The 1,790-nt window shown below is 64.7% G+C and carries 3 protein-coding genes; 2 read left to right on the forward strand and 1 reads right to left on the reverse strand.

The features are described 5' to 3' along the window. On the forward strand, positions 1 to 198 hold a 198-nt coding region (locus CHB84_RS23335), incomplete at its 5' end, for a hypothetical protein (protein ID WP_217898700.1). 841 nt (positions 199 to 1,039) lie between these two features. Continuing rightward, the gene (locus tag CHB84_RS22120; protein ID WP_089303570.1) at positions 1,040 to 1,687 is read left to right on the forward strand and encodes a hypothetical protein; all 648 of its coding nucleotides are present in this window, start codon (positions 1,040 to 1,042) and stop codon (positions 1,685 to 1,687) included. 20 nt (positions 1,688 to 1,707) lie between these two features. Here CHB84_RS22120 and CHB84_RS22125 read toward each other — a convergent pair. Further along, a partial coding sequence (locus CHB84_RS22125; RefSeq protein ID WP_141134792.1) for an integrase core domain-containing protein occupies positions 1,708 to 1,790 on the reverse strand: 83 nt, incomplete at its 5' end.

Genomic DNA, 1,790 nt, shown 5'->3' on the forward strand with positions numbered 1-1,790 from the left:
ACCGCCTCCAGCGTGGCCGCCCTGCGCGAATTCGGCCTCGTACTCGCCGGAGCCGTAGCACTCGCCTTCACCGCCGCCCACATCACCGTGCGGCTAACCTCAACCCAGGCCATGCCACCCAGGTTCACACCCCGGCTCCCACGCACCCAACGCGAGCGTATCCACGAGGCGCCCCATGACGGCGACACTGCCGACTGACCTCACCGACAGTCGGCTCGACACCACTGGAACCGACGCGTGCGGAGGCCAGCAGGCCCCCAGGGGCCGTGTCCTCCTGCGAGTAAGAGGTCGTTTCAGAATGGTTGGCGTGTCTGCTCGGGTTTGTTGATCACGGCTTGACACCCTGGCCGGGTGGTCGAGGAGTTGGTGCCTGAGCTGCTGCTGGGCTAGCTGCTGCCGCTATGCGAGGCGATCCTACCGATCCGCGGTACACCGGGGCGGCCACGTCACCGGCCACGATGGCGCTACGTCGATCGTGGCTACGAATGCCCGCGCCACGCGGTGCACGACAAGCGCATCAGCCCACACATCACGCGCAAAAACACCACGCACGGCTTGCGGGCTCGGTACCATACGGTGGGTCGTCGAACGTGCCGTCCGCCTGGCTACATCACTACAAACGGCTCCGAACCTGCTACGAATGCCGCGCCGACATTCACCACGGACTCCTCCACCTCGGTTGCGTCCTCATCTGCCGCCGCCAACTCACAAGATCATTCTGAAACAATGTCTAAAAGAGCTACGCCACTATGCCGAATGGGTCGGCGCAGCCGATCAGGCCGCTGCGAAGACCATAGGCTCCCGGATGCCGGGTTTATCGCTGAGATAGCCGAATTCCCTACTGACGTGTTTGCATCGGGCTCTCAACTCTCTGATGAGCTGCGAACGCGGCTGGTGCTGAGTGCACGCGATTAGGATACGTTGGCCAATACCGCGCTTGTGCATACCATGCCGCGCTGCAGGTAGCTGACGGGATGCCCGGCGTGTCGGCGCCGGCACTGGTAGGACAATGGACAGCGACTAGGAGGGAAGCGCCGCGATGGTACTCGTCGTGTTGATAGTCGCCGCCGCAGCGTGTGCGGTGGCGGCCTGGATCGGTGACAGCCTGCTGCTAGCCTACATTGCGTTCGTCCTGGCGGGACTGTGTGTGCTCGTGTTGGCTGTTGCTGCTTGGAAGCGCCACCGAGCCGGTCAGGCAACCACCGTTGAGGCCACCAGCAGTGAGGAAGGTTCCAGCGGCGCAGGCGGCACGGAAGCCGATGTGTCTGTCGCCGACGGGTCGGCTACAGCGGGATCCGGTGGGGTTCCAGTATCGAGCCAGGACGAGCTGGCTGACGAGGAGCTCTCGGCGTCCACTGCCATTAGGGATGCGAAGGCTCGAACGCCGACGGCGGCCGCCAGCGCTGGGGAGTACGACGAACCAGCCCCGGCGGCGACGGCGCATCCAGCGCAAGCCGCCGCGGTACCAGATTCGGGGACCGCGTCCGGAGACGAGGGGCGCGGCGCGGGGAAGAGCGATGTATGTATCGTTCCCGGGCGGAAGCGATTCCACCAAGCTGATTGCCAGCTGCTGGCTGGCCACCAGCAGGAGAGGTTGACGCTGGTGGAGGCCCTGGAGGAAGGCTTTACCGCGTGCAGCGTGTGCAGCCCGGACGCGAATGGATCCGCCCACAGTGCGGCTGAATAACAGCTAGGTGTACTCGGCCGTCACGTTGGTGCCAGGCGATTGAGTGGTGGTAGGCCTCCGAGGGCTGAGTGGCGTCGTTCAGTGTTGTAGTGCTCGAGCCAGG

The organism is Haloechinothrix alba (assembly GCF_900188115.1).
Lineage (GTDB): Bacteria > Actinomycetota > Actinomycetes > Mycobacteriales > Pseudonocardiaceae > Haloechinothrix > Haloechinothrix alba.